General features: G+C 56.1%; 16 protein-coding genes and 1 tRNA gene. 15 read left to right on the top strand and 2 right to left on the bottom strand.

Annotated elements, in window-relative coordinates; translation table 11 throughout:
• A complete protein-coding gene (locus PAG01S_RS09550; RefSeq protein WP_062758408.1) occupies positions 1–2364 on the top strand; it encodes a glycoside hydrolase family 31 protein in 2364 nt (787 codons plus the stop codon).
• 60 nt (positions 2365–2424) lie between these two features.
• On the opposite strand, the gene ftnA is transcribed toward PAG01S_RS09550, so the two are convergent.
• Positions 2425–2931 (bottom strand): non-heme ferritin, encoded by a 507-nt coding sequence (ftnA, locus tag PAG01S_RS09545; protein ID WP_010248984.1) that lies wholly within the window; start codon positions 2929–2931, stop codon positions 2425–2427.
• Between the two features lie 489 nt (positions 2932–3420).
• Here ftnA and PAG01S_RS09540 point away from each other — a divergent pair, with 489 nt between their 5' ends.
• From PAG01S_RS09540 to mrdA, 13 genes are all read left to right on the top strand, one after another.
• A complete protein-coding gene (locus PAG01S_RS09540; protein WP_033772583.1) occupies positions 3421–4089 on the top strand; it encodes a nucleoside recognition domain-containing protein in 669 nt (222 codons plus the stop codon).
• Positions 4079–4552, top strand: a complete 474-nt coding sequence (locus PAG01S_RS09535; RefSeq protein ID WP_010248980.1) for a YjiG family protein — start codon at positions 4079–4081, stop codon at positions 4550–4552. Before PAG01S_RS09540 ends, PAG01S_RS09535 begins: the two co-directional genes overlap by 11 nt.
• Positions 4553–4556: 4 nt before the next feature.
• Positions 4557–5660 carry a M20 peptidase aminoacylase family protein gene (locus PAG01S_RS09530; protein WP_062758406.1) on the top strand — a complete coding sequence of 368 codons (1104 nt, stop codon included), beginning with the start codon at positions 4557–4559 and terminating at the stop codon, positions 5658–5660.
• Positions 5661–5953: 293 nt separating this feature from the next.
• Positions 5954–7540: a peptide chain release factor 3 gene (gene prfC, locus PAG01S_RS09525; RefSeq protein ID WP_010671098.1), complete on the top strand. Its 1587-nt coding sequence runs from the start codon at positions 5954–5956 to the stop codon at positions 7538–7540.
• A 258-nt stretch (positions 7541–7798) separates the two neighbouring features.
• Positions 7799–8413, top strand: a complete 615-nt coding sequence (gene osmY / locus PAG01S_RS09520; protein ID WP_010671097.1) for a molecular chaperone OsmY — start codon at positions 7799–7801, stop codon at positions 8411–8413.
• 112 nt (positions 8414–8525) lie between these two features.
• The gene (locus PAG01S_RS21660) at positions 8526–8687 is read left to right on the top strand and encodes a DUF1328 domain-containing protein (RefSeq protein ID WP_003848537.1); all 162 of its coding nucleotides are present in this window, start codon (positions 8526–8528) and stop codon (positions 8685–8687) included.
• Positions 8688–8907: 220 nt separating this feature from the next.
• Complete coding sequence (locus PAG01S_RS09515; protein ID WP_031594053.1) at positions 8908–9960, top strand: patatin-like phospholipase family protein; 1053 nt, start codon at positions 8908–8910, stop codon at positions 9958–9960.
• A complete protein-coding gene (locus PAG01S_RS09510) occupies positions 9957–10754 on the top strand; it encodes a TatD family hydrolase (RefSeq protein ID WP_062758404.1) in 798 nt (265 codons plus the stop codon). The genes PAG01S_RS09515 and PAG01S_RS09510 overlap by 4 nt, the downstream gene beginning before the upstream one ends.
• Before the next feature lie 248 nt (positions 10755–11002).
• Positions 11003–11782, top strand: coding sequence for a deoxyribose-phosphate aldolase (deoC, locus tag PAG01S_RS09505; protein WP_010248957.1), 780 nt, complete (start codon positions 11003–11005; stop codon positions 11780–11782).
• A gap of 62 nt (positions 11783–11844) precedes the next feature.
• Positions 11845–13173: a thymidine phosphorylase gene (gene deoA / locus PAG01S_RS09500; RefSeq protein WP_033758788.1), complete on the top strand. Its 1329-nt coding sequence runs from the start codon at positions 11845–11847 to the stop codon at positions 13171–13173.
• A 95-nt stretch (positions 13174–13268) separates the two neighbouring features.
• Positions 13269–14492: a phosphopentomutase gene (gene deoB / locus PAG01S_RS09495; RefSeq protein WP_010671093.1), complete on the top strand. Its 1224-nt coding sequence runs from the start codon at positions 13269–13271 to the stop codon at positions 14490–14492.
• A 26-nt stretch (positions 14493–14518) separates the two neighbouring features.
• On the top strand, positions 14519–15232 hold the full coding sequence (gene deoD / locus PAG01S_RS09490) for a purine-nucleoside phosphorylase (RefSeq protein WP_010248951.1): 714 nt from the start codon (positions 14519–14521) through the stop codon (positions 15230–15232).
• A gap of 219 nt (positions 15233–15451) precedes the next feature.
• A complete protein-coding gene (gene mrdA, locus PAG01S_RS09485) occupies positions 15452–17323 on the top strand; it encodes a penicillin-binding protein 2 (protein WP_033772572.1) in 1872 nt (623 codons plus the stop codon).
• 26 nt (positions 17324–17349) lie between these two features.
• Here the strand turns inward: mrdA and PAG01S_RS09480 are convergent, their stop codons facing one another.
• Positions 17350–18669 carry a methyl-accepting chemotaxis protein gene (locus tag PAG01S_RS09480; protein ID WP_010248946.1) on the bottom strand — a complete coding sequence of 440 codons (1320 nt, stop codon included), beginning with the start codon at positions 18667–18669 and terminating at the stop codon, positions 17350–17352.
• 223 nt (positions 18670–18892) lie between these two features.
• Between PAG01S_RS09480 and PAG01S_RS09475 the strand changes: the two genes are divergently transcribed.
• Positions 18893–18968 (top strand) — tRNA-Phe (locus tag PAG01S_RS09475).
• The last annotated feature ends 231 nt before the right edge of the window (positions 18969–19199 follow it).

Raw genomic sequence — 19199 nt, 5'->3', positions numbered from 1 at the left:
ATGAAAACCCTGAAGAACTGGACGCTGCATCAGCAGGCCGATCACTTTGTTGAACTCAAGGTCGAAGATCGTCACTTCCTGCGGCTTTACGTGCTGGAGGATAAGCTGATGCGCGTGCTGCTGAAGCGCGACGGTGAGCTGGCGCTGAACCGCACCTGGAGCATTGCCCCTGTCAGCGACGTGCCCTGGCAGGGGCGGGATCGTGAGGCGCTGGATGGCTTTACGCTGCCAGCATTTAAGGTTGAACACGATGCGCAGCAGTTGTGCATCAGCACGCAACGGCTGCGTGTCACGGTGCATCAGCCGCTCTGCCTGAGCTGGGAGCAGTTTGATGGTGAGAGCTGGCAGCCGCTGGCCGCCGACCGTCACACCGGTGCCTATCTGCTCAATGCACACGGCGACGGGGTCGAGCACTATCAGCGTCGCCAGCCGCAGGATCGGGTTTATGGCCTGGGCGAGAAGAGCGGCGACCTGAACCGCGTTAACCGCCGTTTTGAGATGCGTAATCTGGACGCCATGGGCTACAACGCCGCCAGCACCGATCCGCTCTATAAACATATTCCGTTTACCCTGACGCAGCGCGATGGCGTCAGTTTTGGCCTGTTTTATGACAACCTGAGCAGCAGCTGGCTCGATTTGGGGAATGAGCTGGATAACTACCATCTCCCTTATCGTCGCTACCGCGCCGAGGCGGGCGATCTTGATTACTACATGATGCTGGGCCCGACGCTGCTCGACGTCACCAAAGCCTTTGTGCGTCTGACCGGTCGCACCCTGTTTCAGCCGAAGTGGAGCCTGGGCTACAGCGGGTCCACCATGCACTACACCGACGCGCCCGACGCGCAACAGCAGCTTCAATCCTTTATCCGTCTGTGTCGCGAGCATGAAATTCCCTGCGACTCGTTCCAGCTCTCTTCGGGTTACACCTCGATTAACAACAAGCGCTACGTCTTCAACTGGAACTACGACAAAGTCCCGAATCCCAATGCGCTGAGCGACGCGTTTCATACTGCCGGAATGAAGCTGGCAGCCAACATCAAGCCCTGCCTGCTGCAGGATCATCCGCGCTATCAGGAAGTGGCCGCGCAGGGGCTGTTTATTCGTGACTCTGAGCAGGATCGTCCTGAGCGTTCGGTGTTCTGGGACGATGAAGGCTCGCACCTCGACTTCACTCATCCGCAGGCGGTGCGCTGGTGGCAGGAGAATGTCACCCGGCAGCTGCTGGAAAAGGGCATCGATTCCACCTGGAATGACAACAACGAATATGAGGTGTGGGATGGCGAAGCGCGCTGTCACGGTTTTGGTCAGCCGATCGCCATCAAGCATATCCGGCCGGTAATGCCGTTGCTGATGATGCGCGCCTCAATGGAAGCCCAGCAGCAGTTTGCACCGGACAAACGCCCTTATCTGATCTCCCGTTCCGGCTGCGCCGGGATGCAGCGCTATGTACAGACCTGGAGCGGCGATAACCGCACCAGCTGGCAAACGCTGCGCTACAACATCCGCATGGGACTGGGGATGAGCCTCTCCGGGCTGTTTAACGTCGGGCACGATGTCGGCGGCTTCTCGGGCGATAAGCCGGATGCCGAGCTGTTTGTGCGCTGGGTTCAGAATGGCGTTATGCACCCGCGCTTTACTATCCACTCCTGGAATGACGATCACACGGTAAACGAGCCCTGGATGTACCCGGAGGTCACGCCGATGATCCGCGAGGCGATCCGGCTGCGCTATCGCCTGATGCCCTACCTCTATAACCTGGCGTGGCAGGCCAGTGTGGAAGATGAGCCGATGCTGCGCCCGACCTTCCTCGATCACGAGCAGGATCCGCTGACCTATCAGGAGTGTGATGACTTTATGCTGGGGCGCGATCTGCTGGTCGCCAGCGTAGTGGAGCAGGGCGCGCGCAGTCGTGAAGTCTATCTGCCCCGTAACCGCGGCGGCTGGTATGACTGGCACAGCGGCAAGGCGTTTGCGGGCGGTGAGACCATCACGCTGGATGCGCCGCTGGATCGGTTGCCGCTGCTGGTAAGGGCCGGTGCGGTGATCCCGCTGGGCGAGTGCGAAAGCACCACCGATGCGCGGCGTGATACGGTGCGGCAATGGCAGCTATGGCCTGCCCCCGAAGGCGTGCAGACACAAGGCGAAATGTTTGATGACGATGGCGAGAGCCACGGCTGGCAGCAGGGGAATGCGCTATGGCTTCGCTGGACGCTCTGCAGCAGCGCCACGCGTATCGACCTGACGGTGGAAAAACGTGGAGATTACCAGCCAGCCTGGCGGGAGATCGCGCTGTTACTGCCTGCGGGGGAAAGCCGTGAACTGTGGGTGAATGGCGGGAAAGCCGCGAGTTACCGGCTGGAATAGCGGTGCAGTGGTGTCAGCAAGACGGCAATAAGATCGGCCCCGAAAAGGGGCCGATAAACATTATTCTGCGTGGTTCTCGGTGCTCATGCGGCCCAGATCTTTATCGACCAGGAACAGACCGTTGCCGCTGTTGCTGACCAGCGCCAGTTTATCCAGCACGGTTTTGAACAGTTTCTCTTCTTCATGCTGCTCGGCGACATACCACTGCAGGAAGTTGAAGGTAGAGTAATCCTGTGAGGTCATGGCAGCATGGGCCAGTTCATTGATTTTGCTGGTGATCAGCTGCTCATGCTCCAGCGCCTGCTGCAGAATTTCATTCAGCGAGGTGAAAGAAACTGGCGGCGCAGCGATGGTACCCAGCACCGGCATGCCGCCGGTATCGCTCAGGTAATCAAACAGACGCTGCATATGCTGCATCTCTTCGCGTGAATGCATCTTCAGGAAGGAAGCGGCACCCTCAAAGCCTTTGTCGCTGCACCAGGCGCTCATTTGCAGATAAAGATTGGCAGAGAAAAATTCCAGGTTCAGCTGGTCGTTTAAACGCCCAGTCATTTCAGCAGTCAGCATGGCCGAGTCCTTTTAAGAAGATGTTAAATAAACAGGTATAGTCGGTGAATTATGCATCAAATATGTTAGTAAAGCGAAGGCTTTTCCGCAAAAACAGCTAATTTATCTGATTGATTTAAATAGAATTATTTCGCAAATTGAATACGAGCGATTCTCATTCTGCATCACTCCTTATCGGGCAACAAAATCAGGATTTCAGCACCATGATAGTGCGCCCGGTCGCTATCCTGCTGGTGCAATCGCCGCTGAAGCTGGAGAAATAGCGGTCATCTGATAACGCGCCGGAAATATCACGTTGCCGTCAGAAAAAGATATTTCGCAGAGCCATAACAGTCATGGCGTGGATTAAACGCCCAGAGGTGACAGCAGGGCCATTAATCATTGCGCGCCGATCGGCTCTGGCATAAATCATGCTTAGAACTCAGTTCCATATATTGAAACTTGCCATGGCAGGGAACAGGCGGCAAGCCAGGTTATCAGGAGAAAATAATGTCAGATGAAAGTGTTATTAGTCCGGTAAAAATGACGGCGACCAAAGGCAGTTATGTCGCGTTAATTTTTGCCATCCTGTTTTTCTCAGGGCTGTTTTATAACGTCGAGGGTCTTTCATGGCTGGGCGCCTTTGACTTCACCACGCTGGGCGGCAGCTTTGGCACCATGAAAGATCCCGCCAGCAACACCTTTCTTGGCGCAGGCGGACTCAGTGCCAAAGCGGGTTTCCTGTTTGCGCTGTCGCTGACGCCCACGGTGATGCTGGCGCTGGGCGTGCTGGAAATCTTCACCCACTACGGCGCGATTCGCGCGGCGCATCGGTTGCTGACGCCGCTGCTTAAGCCGCTGATGGGGCTGCCGGGCCATTGCGGTCTGGCGTTAATCACCGACCTGCAAAGTACCGACGCGGGCGCGGCATTAACCAAAGAGATGGCCGACCAGAAACAGATCGGTAAAAAAGAGGTGGTGGTGATGAGTGCCTGGCAATATTCCGGTGCCGGCTTAATCAATAATTACTTCGCCATCGGCTCCGCGCTATTCGCCTCAATGACGCTGCCGATTATTATTCCGCTGTTATTAATGTTCGTGCTGAAATTTGTCGGTGCGGCGATAACGCGCGCTGTGTTAAACAGTGTTTATAAGAAGGATTTCGCCGATGGAAAATAAAATCACGACCAGCAGTAACCCCTTTGATGTGTTTGTGACCGGCGCGCGTAAAGGCTTTCACATTGCCATTCACAACCTGATGCCAAATGTGGTGATGGCCTATGTGCTGGCAGAAGTGCTCAATCTGCTCGGCATCATGCAGTTTCTCGGGCACGTTTTTGCGCCAGTGATGGGGCTGTTCGGCCTGCCGGGCGAGGCAATTACGGTGCTGCTCACCGCCTGGCTCTCATCGTCGGCGGGTACCGGCGTAGCGGTGAGTCTGCTGACCAAAGGGCTGCTGACCGGGGCGGATATCACGATTCTGGCCCCGGCGATTTTCCTGATGGGATCGCAGCTGCAATATATGGGACGGCTGCTGGGCGTGGCCGATGTGCCAAAAAAATACTGGCCGCTGCTGATGCTGGTGAGCATCATCAACGCGCTGATCGCAATGTCTGTTATGCGTCTGTTTATTCAGGAGTAACGCTGTGTCTGAGGTATTAGAGCATTACCACTATTTGCACGAAATTCCGGAGCTGGGTTTTCAGGAGGTGAAAACGTCGGCCTACATCGCCGATCAGCTGGAGAAAGCGGGCCTGAAGGTGACGCGCAATATCAATAACACCACGGGCATTGTGGCCGAGATCGACAGCGGTGTGCCGGGTCCGGTGCTGGCACTGCGCGCGGATATGGATGCGCTGGGGCACATCATTGATGGCGTGCCGTGTGCGCGCCACACCTGCGGTCACGACGGTCACTCTTCGGTCGTGCTGACGGCGGCGACGGCTCTGCTGCAGGAGGGCGCGGTGAAACGTGGCCGGCTGAAGATCCTGTTCCAGCCCGCCGAGGAGCTGGGCGCCGGTGCGCTCTCAATGATCGAAGGTGGCGCACTGGATGATGTGGAGATGATTCTGGGGTTCCATCTGCGTCCGCTGGAGGAGTGCGTGGTCGGACAGGCGGTGCCTGCGGTGCTCTACTCAGCCTGCAGCACGCTGGAAGCGACCATCAAAGGCCAGCCCGCCCATGCGGCGCGTCCGCACCTGGGGGTGAATGCGCTGGATGCTGCCGTACAGGCGGTTCAGGCGGTCAACGCCATCCATCTCTCGCCCGGCCTGACCTGGAGCGTCAAAGCGACCCGCTTCCTGTGCGACGCCGGTGTCACCAACTCGGTGCCGGATGAAGCCCGCGTAGTCTGGGATCTGCGTTCGCAGGAGAACGGGCCGATGACGCTGCTGAAAGAGCAGGTCACGCGCGCCATTACTCACAGCGTGGCGGCACTGGGTGCCAGCGCCGAGGTCCGCGTATTAAAAGAGATGCCCGCCGCCGAGATTGATGATGAGGCGACGGCGGTGATCCGCGCCGCGATCGTCGAGGTGCTGGGCGAAGAGGGCGCGCTGTCAACCCGGACCACGCCAGGCAGCGAGGACTTTTTCTACTATCCGGTGAAGCGTCCGGGTATTAAAGCGGGCTTCTGGGGACTGGGCACCAACCTGACGCCAGGATTGCATCATCCCGACATGCATTTTGATCTCGACTCGCTGGAGATTGGTGTGCAGATCTTCAAAGCCTGCGTCAGAAAGGTGCTGGGATAAGGTAGGCGGGGCGGGTGCAGACCCGTCCCGCTTTGTTGCGGCATCCACCTTTCCCCGATTCCCCGCCCCTGAAATCCTGCCCCTCTCCCTGTAGGCCGCGCGCGCAAAATATTGTATGCTATGCCGCCTTAAAGCTGACCAGGTAACCGGAATTCACGCCAATGTAACTTCGCGCTGACCCGCCAACGATGAAAGATCGTTTTTGGCACCGTTTACCCGCCGGTAAGGTTCTGCCGGCCACCGTGATTTATCAGCAGCGCCAGTAAGTTGCGCTGCCTATTGAGAAGAATTCCATGTCTAATCCCTTTTTAGAAGAGGTGGCACGCCGCCGCACCTTCGCGATCATTTCGCACCCGGATGCCGGTAAAACCACCATTACCGAAAAAGTGTTGCTGTTCGGACAGGCTATCCAGACCGCCGGTACGGTAAAAGGCCGTGGCTCTAACCAGCACGCTAAGTCGGACTGGATGGAGATGGAGAAACAGCGCGGTATCTCCATTACCACCTCGGTGATGCAGTTCCCCTATCGCGATAGCCTGGTGAACCTGCTGGATACCCCGGGTCACGAAGATTTCTCGGAAGATACCTACCGTACGCTGACCGCGGTTGACTGCTGTCTGATGGTGATTGATGCCGCTAAAGGCGTCGAGGATCGTACCCGCAAGCTGATGGAAGTTACCCGTCTGCGCGATACGCCGATCCTGACCTTTATGAACAAACTTGACCGTGACATCCGCGACCCGATGGAAGTGCTGGATGAGGTGGAAAGCGAGCTGAAAATTGCCTGCGCACCGATCACCTGGCCTATCGGCTGCGGCAAGCTGTTCAAAGGGGTTTATCACCTCTACAAAGATGAGACCTATCTCTACCAGACCGGTAAAGGCCACACCATTCAGGATGTCCGCATCGTGAAGGGGCTGAACAACCCGGACCTCGACACCGCAGTCGGTGACGATCTGGCGGCACAGCTGCGTGAAGAGCTGGAGCTGGTACAGGGTGCATCGCACGAGTTTGAGCAGGAAGCCTTCCTGAGCGGCAAGCTGTCGCCGGTCTTCTTCGGCACCGCGCTGGGTAACTTTGGCGTTGACCATATGCTGGATGGCCTGGTGGCATGGGCACCACGTCCGATGCCGCGTGATACCGACACCCGTACGGTAGAAGCGAAAGAAGAGAAGTTCACCGGCTTCGTGTTTAAGATCCAGGCAAACATGGACCCGAAACACCGCGACCGCGTGGCCTTTATGCGTGTGGTGTCCGGTAAATATGAAAAAGGGATGAAGCTGCGTCAGGTGCGCACCGGCAAAGATGTGGTGATCTCCGACGCCCTGACCTTTATGGCGGGCGACCGTTCGCACGTTGAAGAAGCGTATCCTGGCGATATCATCGGCCTGCATAACCACGGCACCATTCAGATTGGCGACACCTTTACTCAGGGTGAAAACATGAAGTTCACCGGTATTCCGAACTTCGCGCCAGAGCTGTTCCGCCGTATTCGTCTGCGCGATCCGCTGAAGCAGAAACAGCTGCTTAAAGGGCTGGTTCAGCTGTCGGAAGAGGGTGCGGTACAGGTGTTCCGCCCGGTGCATAACAACGATCTGATCGTGGGCGCGGTCGGGGTGCTGCAGTTCGATGTGGTGGTTGCCCGTCTGAAAAGCGAATATAACGTCGAAGCGATCTACGAAGCGATCAACGTCTCTACGGCGCGCTGGGTTGAATGCAGCGACGCGAAAAAGTTTGAGGACTTCCAGCGTAAAAACGAAGTTAACCTGGCACTCGATGGCGGCAATAATTTGACTTATATCGCGCCAACCATGGTTAATCTTAATATTACGCAGGAACGTTACCCTGACGTCCGTTTCCGCAAAACGCGCGAGCACTAATCGCCTGTTTCCGGGCCATTCCAGCTGGGAGTGGCCCTGTTTTCCTCCTTCCAGACTCCTCCTAAAAACCCCGTTTTTCTTCTGTTTTGACGTGTGATCAACCAGTTAGCCAGGCAAATTGCAAAATGCCGTCTATGATTACTCTATCGGACGGCGGAAGAGACTTCTCTTGTCCTTACGTCCTGTAACGCAGCGGCACCTGTGCCTCTGTTGCGCCCACAGTTTTTGGGTGAGTTAACTGATAGAAGGAAGATATCGATGAACAAGACTAAGATTGCTAAAACCCTGATGGCCGCCATGATTGGCTCAGCACTGATCAGCGGCAGCGCACTGGCTGACGAATCAATGTCGCAGAAAGCGTCACAGACAGCCGACAGCGCGGGTTCAAAAATCGATAGTTCTATGAAAAAAGTCGATGGTTATATGGATGACAGCGGCATCACCGCCAAAGCCAAAGCGGCGCTGGTAGATGATGACGCAATTAAAAGCACGGATATCTCGGTAAAAACGCATAGCGGCGTCGTGACCTTAAGCGGTTTCGTCACCTCACAGGATCAGGCTGAGAAGGCTGTGGCTGTGGTGCAGAAAATCGAAGGTGTTAAATCCGTCAGTGACAAACTACACGTCAGAGACAGCAAAGCATCATCAATGAAAGGTTATGCGGGCGATACCGCCACGACCAGCGAAATTAAAGCTAAGCTATTAGCGGATGACATTGTTCCGTCGCGCAACGTAAAAGTTGAGACCACCGACGGCGTTGTTCAGCTTTCAGGGCAGGTTGCTAATCAGGCACAGTCAGATCGTGCAGAAAGCATTGCTAAAGCCATTGAAGGCGTGAAAAGCGTTAAGAATGACCTGACGGTTAAATCTTAAGCTTGCGTGCGGCCACTTCTGTGGCCGTACGAATAAAAGATACCCATCCGGGGATGAAATAAGCAGATCGATTTTAAAATATTCGATTTTTAAATAGGGTAAGGAGAGGCTTATGTTTCGTTGGGGCATTATTTTTCTGGTGATCGCACTGATCGCTGCAGCGTTAGGTTTTGGCGGTTTAGCGGGCACAGCAGCATGGGCAGCTAAAGTTGTCTTCGTCGTTGGTATTATCCTGTTCCTCATCAGCCTGTTTACCGGCCGTAAAAAGCTTTAGCCGATGAGTCCTGCAGTGTAATGCAACGCAAAGCATAGAGCGGAGACCAGTCATCTGTAGCGACTGACGTGAAGAGAGGGACACCTTCACATCGCTGCAAGGTAAGCCAGCCCAGCTGGCCTGCCGGTTAAAGGAACATATGACTGGTTCTCCGGAATGCTGCCGTCTTTAACGGATCGATCCTCCAGCAGACCCGGAACCCCTTTTTGAGGTTCGCACAGTGGGTATACGCATTCCTGTCACGCTCGGCGCCATTGAACCTCTGGCCCTGACTCCGTTTAAATCTCAGAAAATTGCGCTGGTTTGTGAAGGCGGCGGTCAACGCGGCATTTTCACCGCAGGCGTATTAGATGAATTTCAGCGTGCCCGATTCAACCCCTTTCAGCTGATGCTCGGCACCTCTGCCGGTGCACAAAATCTTTCTGCCTATGTCTGTGGTCAGCCCGGCTATGCCCGACGTGTCATTACCCGCTATACCACCAGTAAACTCTTTTTTGATCCGCTGCGCTTTGTGCGTGGTGGCAATCTGATCGATCTCGACTGGCTGATAGATATCACCCGCAGTGAATTTCCGCTGGCGATGAGCAGCGCGGAACAGCTGTTCTCCAGCGGCCGCGAGTTTTATATGTGCGCCTGCCGCAGTGACGACTACACGCCTGGCTACTTCAACCCGACCGCCGATAACTGGCTGGATCTGATCAAAGCCTCCAGTGCCATTCCCGGGTTTTACCGGCTGGGGGTCAGTCTGGAAGGAATTAGCTATCTCGATGGCGGCATCAGCGATGCGATTCCGGTGCGTGAAGCCGCCCGCCGTGGCGCTGATACCATTGTGGTGATCCGCACCGTGCCGTCGCAGATGTTCTATACCCCGAAATGGTTTAAGCGAATGGAACGCTGGCTCAGCACCGGCGCACTGCAGCCGATGATCAACGTGCTGAATAAGCATGAGCAGAGCTATCGGGAAATTCAGCAGTTCATTGAGAATCCGCCCGATGATTTGCGCATTATCGAAATCTTTCCGCCGCATGCGCTGGCCAGCAGTGCGCTGGGGAGCCGCATCGCTTCACTGAATCAGGATTATCATCTGGGAAGGCGTTGCGGTCGCTATTTCCTCGCCACGCTGGGCCAGTGGCTGAGTGATGCGGAACCGATGACCACGGCGCGTATCGTTACGCCGCCTGCTCCGGCAGCCAATGCACCTGATACCCGCCTCATCATCACACCGCCGCTGGCGGATAATGATGCTGATTACGACAAAGGATCGCTGGCATGAAGTTTATCGATACGCACTGCCACTTCGATTTCCCGCCGTTTGAAGGGGATATCTCTGGCAGCCTGGCACGTGCTGCAGAAGCTGGCGTGGAAAAGATTATCGTTCCGGCGATCGATGCCAGCCGCTTTGAGCGGGTCTGCGCGTTAGCCGCGACGCAACCGGCGCTCTATGCCGCGCTGGGCCTGCATCCAATCGTCATCGAAAATCATCAGGAGGCCCATCTCGACCAGCTGGAAACCTTACTGCAACAGCGGCCGCTTAAGCTGGTGGCGATCGGCGAGATCGGGCTGGATCTCTATCGCGACGATCCGCAGTTTGATAAGCAGCAACGCTTTCTTGAGGCGCAGCTTAAGCTGGCGAAAGCGTATCAGCTGCCGGTGATCCTGCATTCGCGCCGCACTCATGACAAACTGGCGCAGATTCTGCGTCGTTACGATCTGCCGCGCCGTGGCGTGGTGCATGGTTTTGCGGGCAGTCTGCAGCAGGCGCAGGCCTTTATTAAGCTGGGTTATGCGATTGGCATCGGCGGGACCATTACCTATGAACGCGCCAGCAAAACCCGTCAGACCGTGGCGCAGCTGCCGCTCTCTTCGCTGCTGCTGGAAACCGATGCACCCGATATGCCGCTGCAGGGCTTTCAGGGCCAGCCTAATCGTCCGGAGCGGGCGCGTCAGGTGTGGGAGGTGCTCTGCAGCCTGCGTGAAGAGTCACCTGAGGAGATTGCCGATGCGCTGTGGCACAACAGTCAGCAGCTATTTCAGCTCGATCCCGCTTTCCCGGCGCTGCGCAACTGACCGCCCGCGTCTCACCCGACCTGCAGCCTTAGCGCTTAAATGTGATAATAGTAACATTGCACCCGCTGGCGTATAATGACCATCAGGTACCGTTATCTGTAACGTTAGTCACAGTAAACGTGGCAATGTTGCACTAATTTCTTATTCCTATGTGACTCCTGGCACATATCAGGCGGCATCAGAGTGTTATTATTATAACATTCCGCCGGCGAGCCGGTGGGTTGCACCCCGATCCTTTGGAGAGCCTCATGACCGATATCAAAGACCTTGCCCTGCGCGCCCTGAAACTGATGGATTTAACCACCCTGAATGACGACGACACCGACGCAAAAGTGATCGCCCTGTGTCATCAGGCCAAATCCCCGGCAGGCAACACCGCCGCAATCTGTATCTATCCGCGTTTTATTCCGATTGCCCGTAAAACGCTGCGCGAGCAGGGTACCCCGGAGATCCGCATCGCTACGGTGACTAACTTCCCGCACGGCAATGACGACATTGATATTGCGCTGGCAGAAACCCGCGCCGCTATCGCCTACGGTGCCGATGAAGTGGATGTGGTGTTCCCGTATCGTGCGCTGATCGCCGGTAACAGTCAGGTCGGTTTCGATCTGGTGAAAGCCTGTAAAACCGCCTGTGCTGAAGCAGATGTGCTGCTGAAAGTGATCATCGAAACCGGTGAACTGAAGCAGGAAGCGCTGATCCGTCAGGCCTCTGAGATTGCCATTGATGCCGGTGCCGATTTCATCAAAACCTCTACCGGTAAAGTGCCGGTTAACGCCACGCCTGAAGTAGCGCAGATCATGATGAACGTGATCCGTGATAAAGGCGTCAGCCAGCAGGTTGGCTTTAAGCCCGCTGGTGGCGTGCGCACCGCTGAAGATGCCGCTATCTATCTGAAAATGGCGGAAGAGACGCTGGGTGCCGACTGGGCCGATGCGCGTCATTTCCGCTTTGGTGCTTCAAGCCTGCTGGCGAGCCTGCTCAACACCCTGGGCCATGACAGCGACACCAGCAAAGCGGGTTACTGATCCTTCAGGCGGTCGCTGACCGCCTGTTCCCCATCCTGATTTCCCTGAACCAGGGGGTTACCTTGTTCCTGCCACAAGAAATAATTCGCAAAAAACGTGACGGCCATGCGCTGACTGAAGAGGAGATTCGCTTCTTCATCAATGGCGTGCGTGATAACACCGTTTCGGAAGGTCAGATTGCCGCGCTGGCGATGACCATCTATTTCCACGACATGACGCTGCCTGAGCGGGTCGCGCTGACTATGGCGATGCGTGATTCCGGTACGGTACTGAACTGGAAATCACTTAATCTCAATGGCCCGGTGGTGGATAAGCACTCGACCGGCGGCGTCGGCGATGTGACGTCGCTGATGTTAGGGCCGATGGTCGCGGCCTGCGGCGGATATGTTCCGATGATCTCGGGTCGTGGCCTTGGCCATACCGGCGGCACGCTGGATAAACTGGAAGCGATTCCGGGCTTCGATATCTTCCCGAGCGATGACCGCTTCCGCGAGATCATCAAGCAGGTGGGTGTGGCGATTATCGGCCAGACCAGCTCGCTGGCACCGGCGGATAAGCGTTTCTACGCCACGCGTGACATCACCGCCACCGTCGATTCGATCCCGCTGATTACTGCCTCGATTCTGGCGAAGAAGCTGGCAGAAGGGCTGGATGCACTGGTGATGGATGTCAAAGTGGGTTCCGGCGCGTTTATGCCAACCTATGAGGCGTCAGAAAGTCTGGCGCAGTCAATTGTTGGCGTCGCCAATGGCGCAGGTTGCCAGACCACCGCACTGCTGACGGATATGAACCAGGTTCTCGCCTCCTCAGCCGGTAACGCGCTGGAAGTGCGTGAAGCGGTTCGCTTCCTGACCGGCGAAGAGCGGAATCCGCGCCTGCTGGAAGTGACGCTGGCGCTCTGCAGCGAAATGCTGGTCTCCGGCAAACTGGCCGCCAGCGACACCGAAGCGCGTCAGAAACTGATGACGGTGCTGGATAACGGCAAAGCAGCCGAGGTATTTGGTCGTATGGTCGCTGCCCAGCAGGGACCTGCCGATTTCGTGGAACGCTACGACGCTTATCTGCCCGCGCCAATGCTGAGCAAGCCGGTGTATGCCGACCAGCCAGGCATCGTCAGCAGCATGGATACCCGTGCGCTGGGTCTGGCGGTGGTGGCAATGGGCGGCGGACGTCAGCGTGCCAGCGACAGCATTGATTACAGCGTCGGCTTAAGCGACATGATCACCCTGGGCGAACGTGCCGATGCGCAGCGTCCACTGGCGATCATTCACGCCAGCAGCGAAGACAAATGGCAGCAGGCCGCCGCCGCGGTCAAAGCCGCGCTGGTGCTCGGTAATTCCGCCCCGGCTGAGACGCCGGTTGTCTATCGCCGTGTGAGCGATATCAGCTAACTGACCGGTAACCGGTGCCAGCCGCGATGCATTCGGGTATACTGATCTGATCGCTTTTTTTTGACTTGTCACGCGCCAATGCGCAGGAGACTTGCATGAAACGTGCTTTTATTATGGTTCTCGATTCCTTTGGAATTGGCTCCAGTAAAGATGCCGATAAATTCGGCGACGCAGGTTCGGATACTTTAGGTCACATCGCCGAAGCCTGTTTCAGGGGTGAAGCAGACAAGGGACGTAAAGGCCCGTTGCATCTGCCTAATCTTACCGCGCTGGGTCTGGGCAAAGCCGCAGAGCTGTCGACCGGCCGCTTCCCGGCAGGTCTGGATCCTGAGGCGAAAATCACCGGCGCGTACGCTTACGCCAGCGAGCTTTCGTCAGGTAAAGATACGCCGTCAGGCCACTGGGAGATCGCCGGTGTGCCGGTGCTGTTTGACTGGGGCTACTTCAGCGACAAAGAGAACAGCTTCCCACAGGAGTTGCTGGACAAACTGGTTGAGCGTGCAGATCTGCCGGGCTATCTCGGGAACTGCCACTCTTCAGGTACGGTGATCCTCGACCAACTGGGCGAAGAGCACATGAAAACCGGCAAGCCGATTTTCTATACCTCTGCGGACTCGGTGTTCCAGATCGCCTGTCACGAAGAGACCTTTGGTCTGGATCGACTCTATGCGCTGTGCGAAATCGCCCGTGAAGAGCTGACCGAGGGTGGCTACAACATCGGCCGGGTTATCGCCCGTCCGTTTGTGGGCGACAAAGCGGGTCAGTTTGAGCGCACCGGCAATCGTCACGACCTGGCAGTCGAGCCACCATCCGCCACCATGCTGAAAAAGCTGGTGGATGAGAAGGGCGGTCACGTGATCTCCGTGGGTAAAATCGCCGATATCTATGCTGAGCAGGGCATTACCAAAAAGGTCAAAGCGACCGGTCTGGATGCGCTGTTTGACGCGACGATTCAGGAGATGAAAACCGCGCCGGATCAGGCGATTGTTTTCACTAACTTCGTTGATTTCGACTCAACCTGGGGACATCGTCGTGATGTTGCCGGTTATGCGGGCGGGCTGGAGCTGTTTGACCGTCGTCTGCCTGAGCTGATGGAGTTAGTCGGAGAAGATGACATTCTGATCCTGACCGCTGACCACGGCTGTGACCCGACGTGGGAAGGTACTGAACACACGCGTGAGCACATTCCGATTCTTATCTACGGACCGAAAGTCGAGCCGGGTTCACTCGGTTACCGCGAAACTTTCGCCGATATTGGTCAGACAATTGCACACTATTTTGGCCTGTCCGAGATGGACTATGGCAAGAACATGCTGTAAATCAGCAATTTAACAAGGATTAAACAATGGCAACCCCTCATATTAATGCTGAAATGGGCGATTTCGCAGACGTCGTGCTGATGCCTGGCGATCCGCTGCGTGCAAAGCACATTGCTGAAACCTTCCTGGAAAATCCGGTAGAAGTGAACAACGTGCGCGGGATGCTGGGCTACACCGGCACCTATAAAGGCCGCAAAGTCTCTGTAATGGGCCACGGAATGGGTATTCCTTCCTGCTCCATCTACACCAAAGAGCTGATCACCGACTTCGGCGTGAAAAAGATCATCCGTGTGGGCTCCTGTGGTGCCGTGCGTGCCGATGTAAAACTGCGTGACATCGTGATTGGTATGGGTGCCTGCACCGATTCCAAAGTGAACCGTATGCGTTTCAAAGATCACGATTTTGCTGCGATTGCTGACTTCGACATGGTGCGTAACGCGGTTGATGCGGCGAAAAACCTGGGTGTTGAAGCGCGCGTAGGTAACATCTTCTCTGCCGATCTCTTCTACACCCCGGATCCGCAGATGTTCGACGTGATGGAAAAATATGGCATCCTCGGCGTTGAGATGGAAGCTGCAGGTATCTACGGTGTGGCCGCAGAGTTCGGTGCTAAAGCGCTGACCATCTGCACCGTATCAGACCACATCCGTACGCACGAGCAGACCACCGCTGCTGAGCGTCAGACCACCTTCAACGACATGATCAAGATTGCGCTGGAGTCTGTTCTGCTGGGTGATTAAACAGCGTGGCAGGCATTGACGCCTGCTGCCCGATCCCCTTGCGCAGATCCCCTTTAACCGGGGGATCTGCATTTTCCCGCCTCACCGTCCCGGTAACATTCACATCAAATGACACACTTTTGCTCAGGCTTGTGCATCTTCGCGCTGGCACGCCCGCGATCGCGCTTTATCATGGTGCGCAATAACAGATAATAATTAATCGCCTGATAATGCCCCCTGATGAACTTTCGTAACTTCCAAGCTGAAGAGAAGCTGTTTGCCCGCCGCGCTGCAATAGCCTTTGCTCTGGTCTGTCTCTGTTTCACCATTCTTGGCGTAAACCTTTTTCGCTTACAGGTGCGTGATCATGGCTATTACCAGACGCGCTCTAACCAGAACGACATCAAAATGATCCCCATCGCCCCGACGCGCGGGCTGATTTATGACCGCAACGGCATTCCGCTGGTGCGAAACGTCAGCTGGTACGCCATTACGCTGACGCCTTACAAAATCAGCGACATGGACGCCACGCTGCGGGCACTCACGCCGATCGTTAATCTGACGCCGGACGAAATCGACACCTTCCGCCATGCGCTGAAGCAGACCAGCCGTTACAAGCCGGTGGTGCTGAAAGAGGAGCTGACTGAAGAGCAGGTCGCCCGCTTTGCGGTCAATCAGTTTCACTTCACCGGCGCCAGCATTGAGACCTACCAGGATCGTGAATATCCCTATGGCGCGGATCTGGCGCATGTGATCGGCTATGTGTCGAAAATCAACGATAACGACTATAAACGGCTAAATGCGGAAGGCATCGCCGAAAACTATGCGGCTGACCATAACATTGGTAAGCAGGGGATTGAGGGCTATTACGAAGCGCTGCTGCACGGCAAGCCGGGTTATCAGGAAGTGGAAGTGGATAATCATGGCCGCATTGTGCGGGTGCTGAAAGAGGTACCGCCGGTCGCGGGTAAAAACCTGACGCTGACGCTGGATCTGCACCTGCAACAGTATGTGGAAAGCCTGCTGGCGGGGCAGCGTGCGGCGCTGCTGATTGAAGATCCGCACGACGGCTCCGTGCTGGCGATGGTCTCCAGTCCCAGCTACGATCCCAATCCGTTTGTGAAAGGCATCAGCTATCAGGCCTACAAAAAGCTGCTACAGGATAAAGACCTGCCGCTGATTAACCGCGTCACGCAGGGACTCTATCCGCCTGCCTCCACGGTGAAGCCTTACATGGCGATGTCGGCGCTGCTGACTCATGTGATTACGCCGCAGTCGCAATTCTTTGGCGCACCTACCTGGACGCTGCCAGGCACGGACCGGCGCTATCGCGACTGGAAAAAAACCGGGCACGGCATGCTGGATGTGACGCGGGCAATCGAAGAGTCCGCCGATACCTTTTTCTACCAGGTGGCGTTTATGATGGGCATCGATCGCATTCACACCATGCTCAGCCAGTTTGGCTATGGTAAATCGACCGGTATCGACCTGAATGAGGAGTACAGCGGTTTACTGCCGAGCCGGGAGTGGAAGCAGAAGGTGCATAAAAAGGCCTGGTATCAGGGCGATACGGTTTCAGTCGGTATCGGACAGGGTTACTGGATTGCGACACCCATTCAGATGGTGAAAGCGATGGTGGCGCTGATTAATAACGGTCGGGTCATTGCCCCCCATCTGCTGGAGAAAACCCAGCGCGGCACGCTGGTGGAGAACTATCATCCGCAGCAGCATGAAGCGCAGATTGGCGATCCTCATTCACCTTACTGGTCGCTGGTACGCCACGCGATGTTTGGCATGGCTAACGCACCCAACGGCACCGGTTATAAATATTTCCACACGGCACCCTATGGCATCGCTGCGAAAAGCGGGACGTCGCAGGTGTTCAGCCTGCGCCAGAACCAGACCTATAACGCGAAAATGATACCGGTACGGCTGCGTGACCATATCTTCTACACCGCCTTTGCGCCGTTTAATGACCCTAAAGTGGCGGTAGCGTTAATTCTGGAGAATGGTGGCAACGAAGGGATTACTGCGGCACCCGTAATGCGGGCGATTCTGGATCATATCTTTATCCCGCCGACGCCAGAAGCGCCGGTTCAGGCAACACCTTAAAAGGGGGCGATTGCCCCCGCAGAGCGTCAGACTTTAAGCGTTTTGGTCACCTGGCCGATGGCGCGTACTACATCCGTTGCGCCTTCACGGATTTCCGCAATCACGCCGCCCGCCTCCTGGGCCAGCTGTACGCCCTGATCGGCGCGCTTCAGGTTGGATTCAATCCCTTTCAGTGCCCGGCTCGCCAGCTGATGGTTTTGCTGTATCCGATTTTCGATGTCGGTGGTGGCGCGATTGATGTTTGCTGCCAGCGTGCGGACTTCATTAGCCACTACCGCAAAGCTGCGGCCATGGGTTCCGGCCCGCGCCGCTTCAATAGCGGCATTCAACGCCAGCAGGTTAGTCTGATCGGCTATCCGGCGGATGCCCTCCACAATCGCACCGATACGCTCTGAGGATTCACTCAGTCCGGTAATATCACCGGAGATCCCCTGCAGTTCACCTGCCAGAGCGTTCATGGTCTGCACGCTGCTGGCGATAACATCGGCCCCCAGCTTTGTGCTTTCATCCGTTTGCAGCGCGGTGTGATAAGCCCGCTGTGCCGCATCATGTTCCTGCTGATTCTTTTCCACCTGCGCGGTCACATCGGTGGCGAATTTCACGATTTTGTAGAGCCTGCCCTGTTCGTCAAACACCGGATTGTAGGTGGCGCGCAGCCAGATAGTCTCACCCCGTTTATTGACTCGGGGAAACTGACCTGAGACAAATTCGCCGCGGTTCAGCTGCTGCCAGAACTCGCTATATTCGCGGCTGTCGCGCAGCGCCTGTGAGCAGAAGCGACGGTGGTGCACACCTTCTACCTCCTCACGACGGTAGCCCATGGTTTTCAGGAAGTTATCATTGGCTTTCAGCACTTCACCTTTGAGGTTAAAAGCGATCACCGCCATCGACCGTTCTATGGCGGTGGTGATGGCGCGCTGCTCCTGCGCATCGTTGATATGATCGGTGATGTCGGTTGCCAGTTTGACGATTTTAATCACCCGGCCATGGCGGTTCTGCACCGGCACATAGTTGGCTTCGAGCCATACCGGTCGGCCGTTTTTCGCCACGCGCAGGAACTTATCGCTGAAGCTTTCGCCCCGGTTCAGCCGCAGCCAGAAATCCTGGTAGTCCCGCGACTCAAGCTGCTCTGCGGTACAAAACAGGCTGTGGTGCTGGTCTTCGATCTCCGCCAGTGTGTAGCCCATGCGCGCCAGAAACAGCGCATTCGCGCTGAGAATGGTGCCATCGGGGGAGAATTCAATCATGGCGATGGAGCCGTTGAGAGAGCTCAGCGTTGCCGCTGAGTGTGAACGCTTTTGCCAGCTGTGACGGGAAGCGATACCTGATGTAATGGTGGAAAACATGGCGATCCTTATTATTAGTGTTGGTCTCGCATGCTATATCGGCAATTTCGCCTCACAATGCAGACTCTGCCTGCTTTCTGACTAAAATATATCCGGCCAACAGAGAGGTTTATGGCGGCAGGTCAGACCCACTCTTTGGGTTGATGGAAAAGCGGTCAGTCGATTTGATTTTGGTGAAAAGCGTTTGACGCTGCCGGGCCGCTTTGGTTTAATGCGCCCCGTTGCCCGAATAGCTCAGTCGGTAGAGCAGGGGATTGAAAATCCCCGTGTCCCTGGTTCGATTCCGGGTTCGGGCACCATCTTTAAAGAACCCGCCTCTGGCGGGTTTTTGCGTTTATGGGGCGAACCCGTTATCGAAGGTTCGATTCACTCGCCACATCCCTGTGGCACGCCCTCTGGGTCGCGCGAAGCCGCGCGATGCAAAAATGCTCCCGGCATTTTTGTCCGGGTTCGGGCACCATCTTTAAAGAACCCGCCTCTGGCGGGTTTTTGCTTTTTTAAGGCCACCCGATTCGCCATCTCCCCGAACA

Source organism: Pantoea agglomerans NBRC 102470 (assembly GCF_001598475.1).
GTDB lineage: Bacteria > Pseudomonadota > Gammaproteobacteria > Enterobacterales > Enterobacteriaceae > Pantoea > Pantoea agglomerans.
This window is presented reverse-complemented; position numbering and strand designations above follow the sequence as displayed.

What these genes read in the sequence shown, in the direction of transcription:
- prfC (WP_010671098.1), top strand. Translation starts at nt 5,954, where the DNA reads ATGTCTAATCCCTTTTTAGAAGAGGTGGCACGCCGCCGCACCTTCGCG.
- PAG01S_RS21660 (WP_003848537.1), top strand. Translation starts at nt 8,526, where the DNA reads ATGTTTCGTTGGGGCATTATTTTTCTGGTGATCGCACTGATCGCTGCA.
- deoD (WP_010248951.1), top strand. Translation starts at nt 14,519, where the DNA reads ATGGCAACCCCTCATATTAATGCTGAAATGGGCGATTTCGCAGACGTC.
- deoB (WP_010671093.1), top strand. Translation starts at nt 13,269, where the DNA reads ATGAAACGTGCTTTTATTATGGTTCTCGATTCCTTTGGAATTGGCTCC.
- PAG01S_RS09535 (WP_010248980.1), top strand. Translation starts at nt 4,079, where the DNA reads ATGGAAAATAAAATCACGACCAGCAGTAACCCCTTTGATGTGTTTGTG.
- osmY (WP_010671097.1), top strand. Translation starts at nt 7,799, where the DNA reads ATGAACAAGACTAAGATTGCTAAAACCCTGATGGCCGCCATGATTGGC.
- PAG01S_RS09550 (WP_062758408.1), top strand. Translation starts at nt 1, where the DNA reads ATGAAAACCCTGAAGAACTGGACGCTGCATCAGCAGGCCGATCACTTT.
- deoC (WP_010248957.1), top strand. Translation starts at nt 11,003, where the DNA reads ATGACCGATATCAAAGACCTTGCCCTGCGCGCCCTGAAACTGATGGAT.
- ftnA (WP_010248984.1), bottom strand. Translation starts at nt 2,931, where the DNA reads ATGCTGACTGCTGAAATGACTGGGCGTTTAAACGACCAGCTGAACCTG.
- PAG01S_RS09540 (WP_033772583.1), top strand. Translation starts at nt 3,421, where the DNA reads ATGTCAGATGAAAGTGTTATTAGTCCGGTAAAAATGACGGCGACCAAA.
- mrdA (WP_033772572.1), top strand. Translation starts at nt 15,452, where the DNA reads ATGAACTTTCGTAACTTCCAAGCTGAAGAGAAGCTGTTTGCCCGCCGC.
- PAG01S_RS09510 (WP_062758404.1), top strand. Translation starts at nt 9,957, where the DNA reads ATGAAGTTTATCGATACGCACTGCCACTTCGATTTCCCGCCGTTTGAA.
- PAG01S_RS09480 (WP_010248946.1), bottom strand. Translation starts at nt 18,669, where the DNA reads ATGTTTTCCACCATTACATCAGGTATCGCTTCCCGTCACAGCTGGCAA.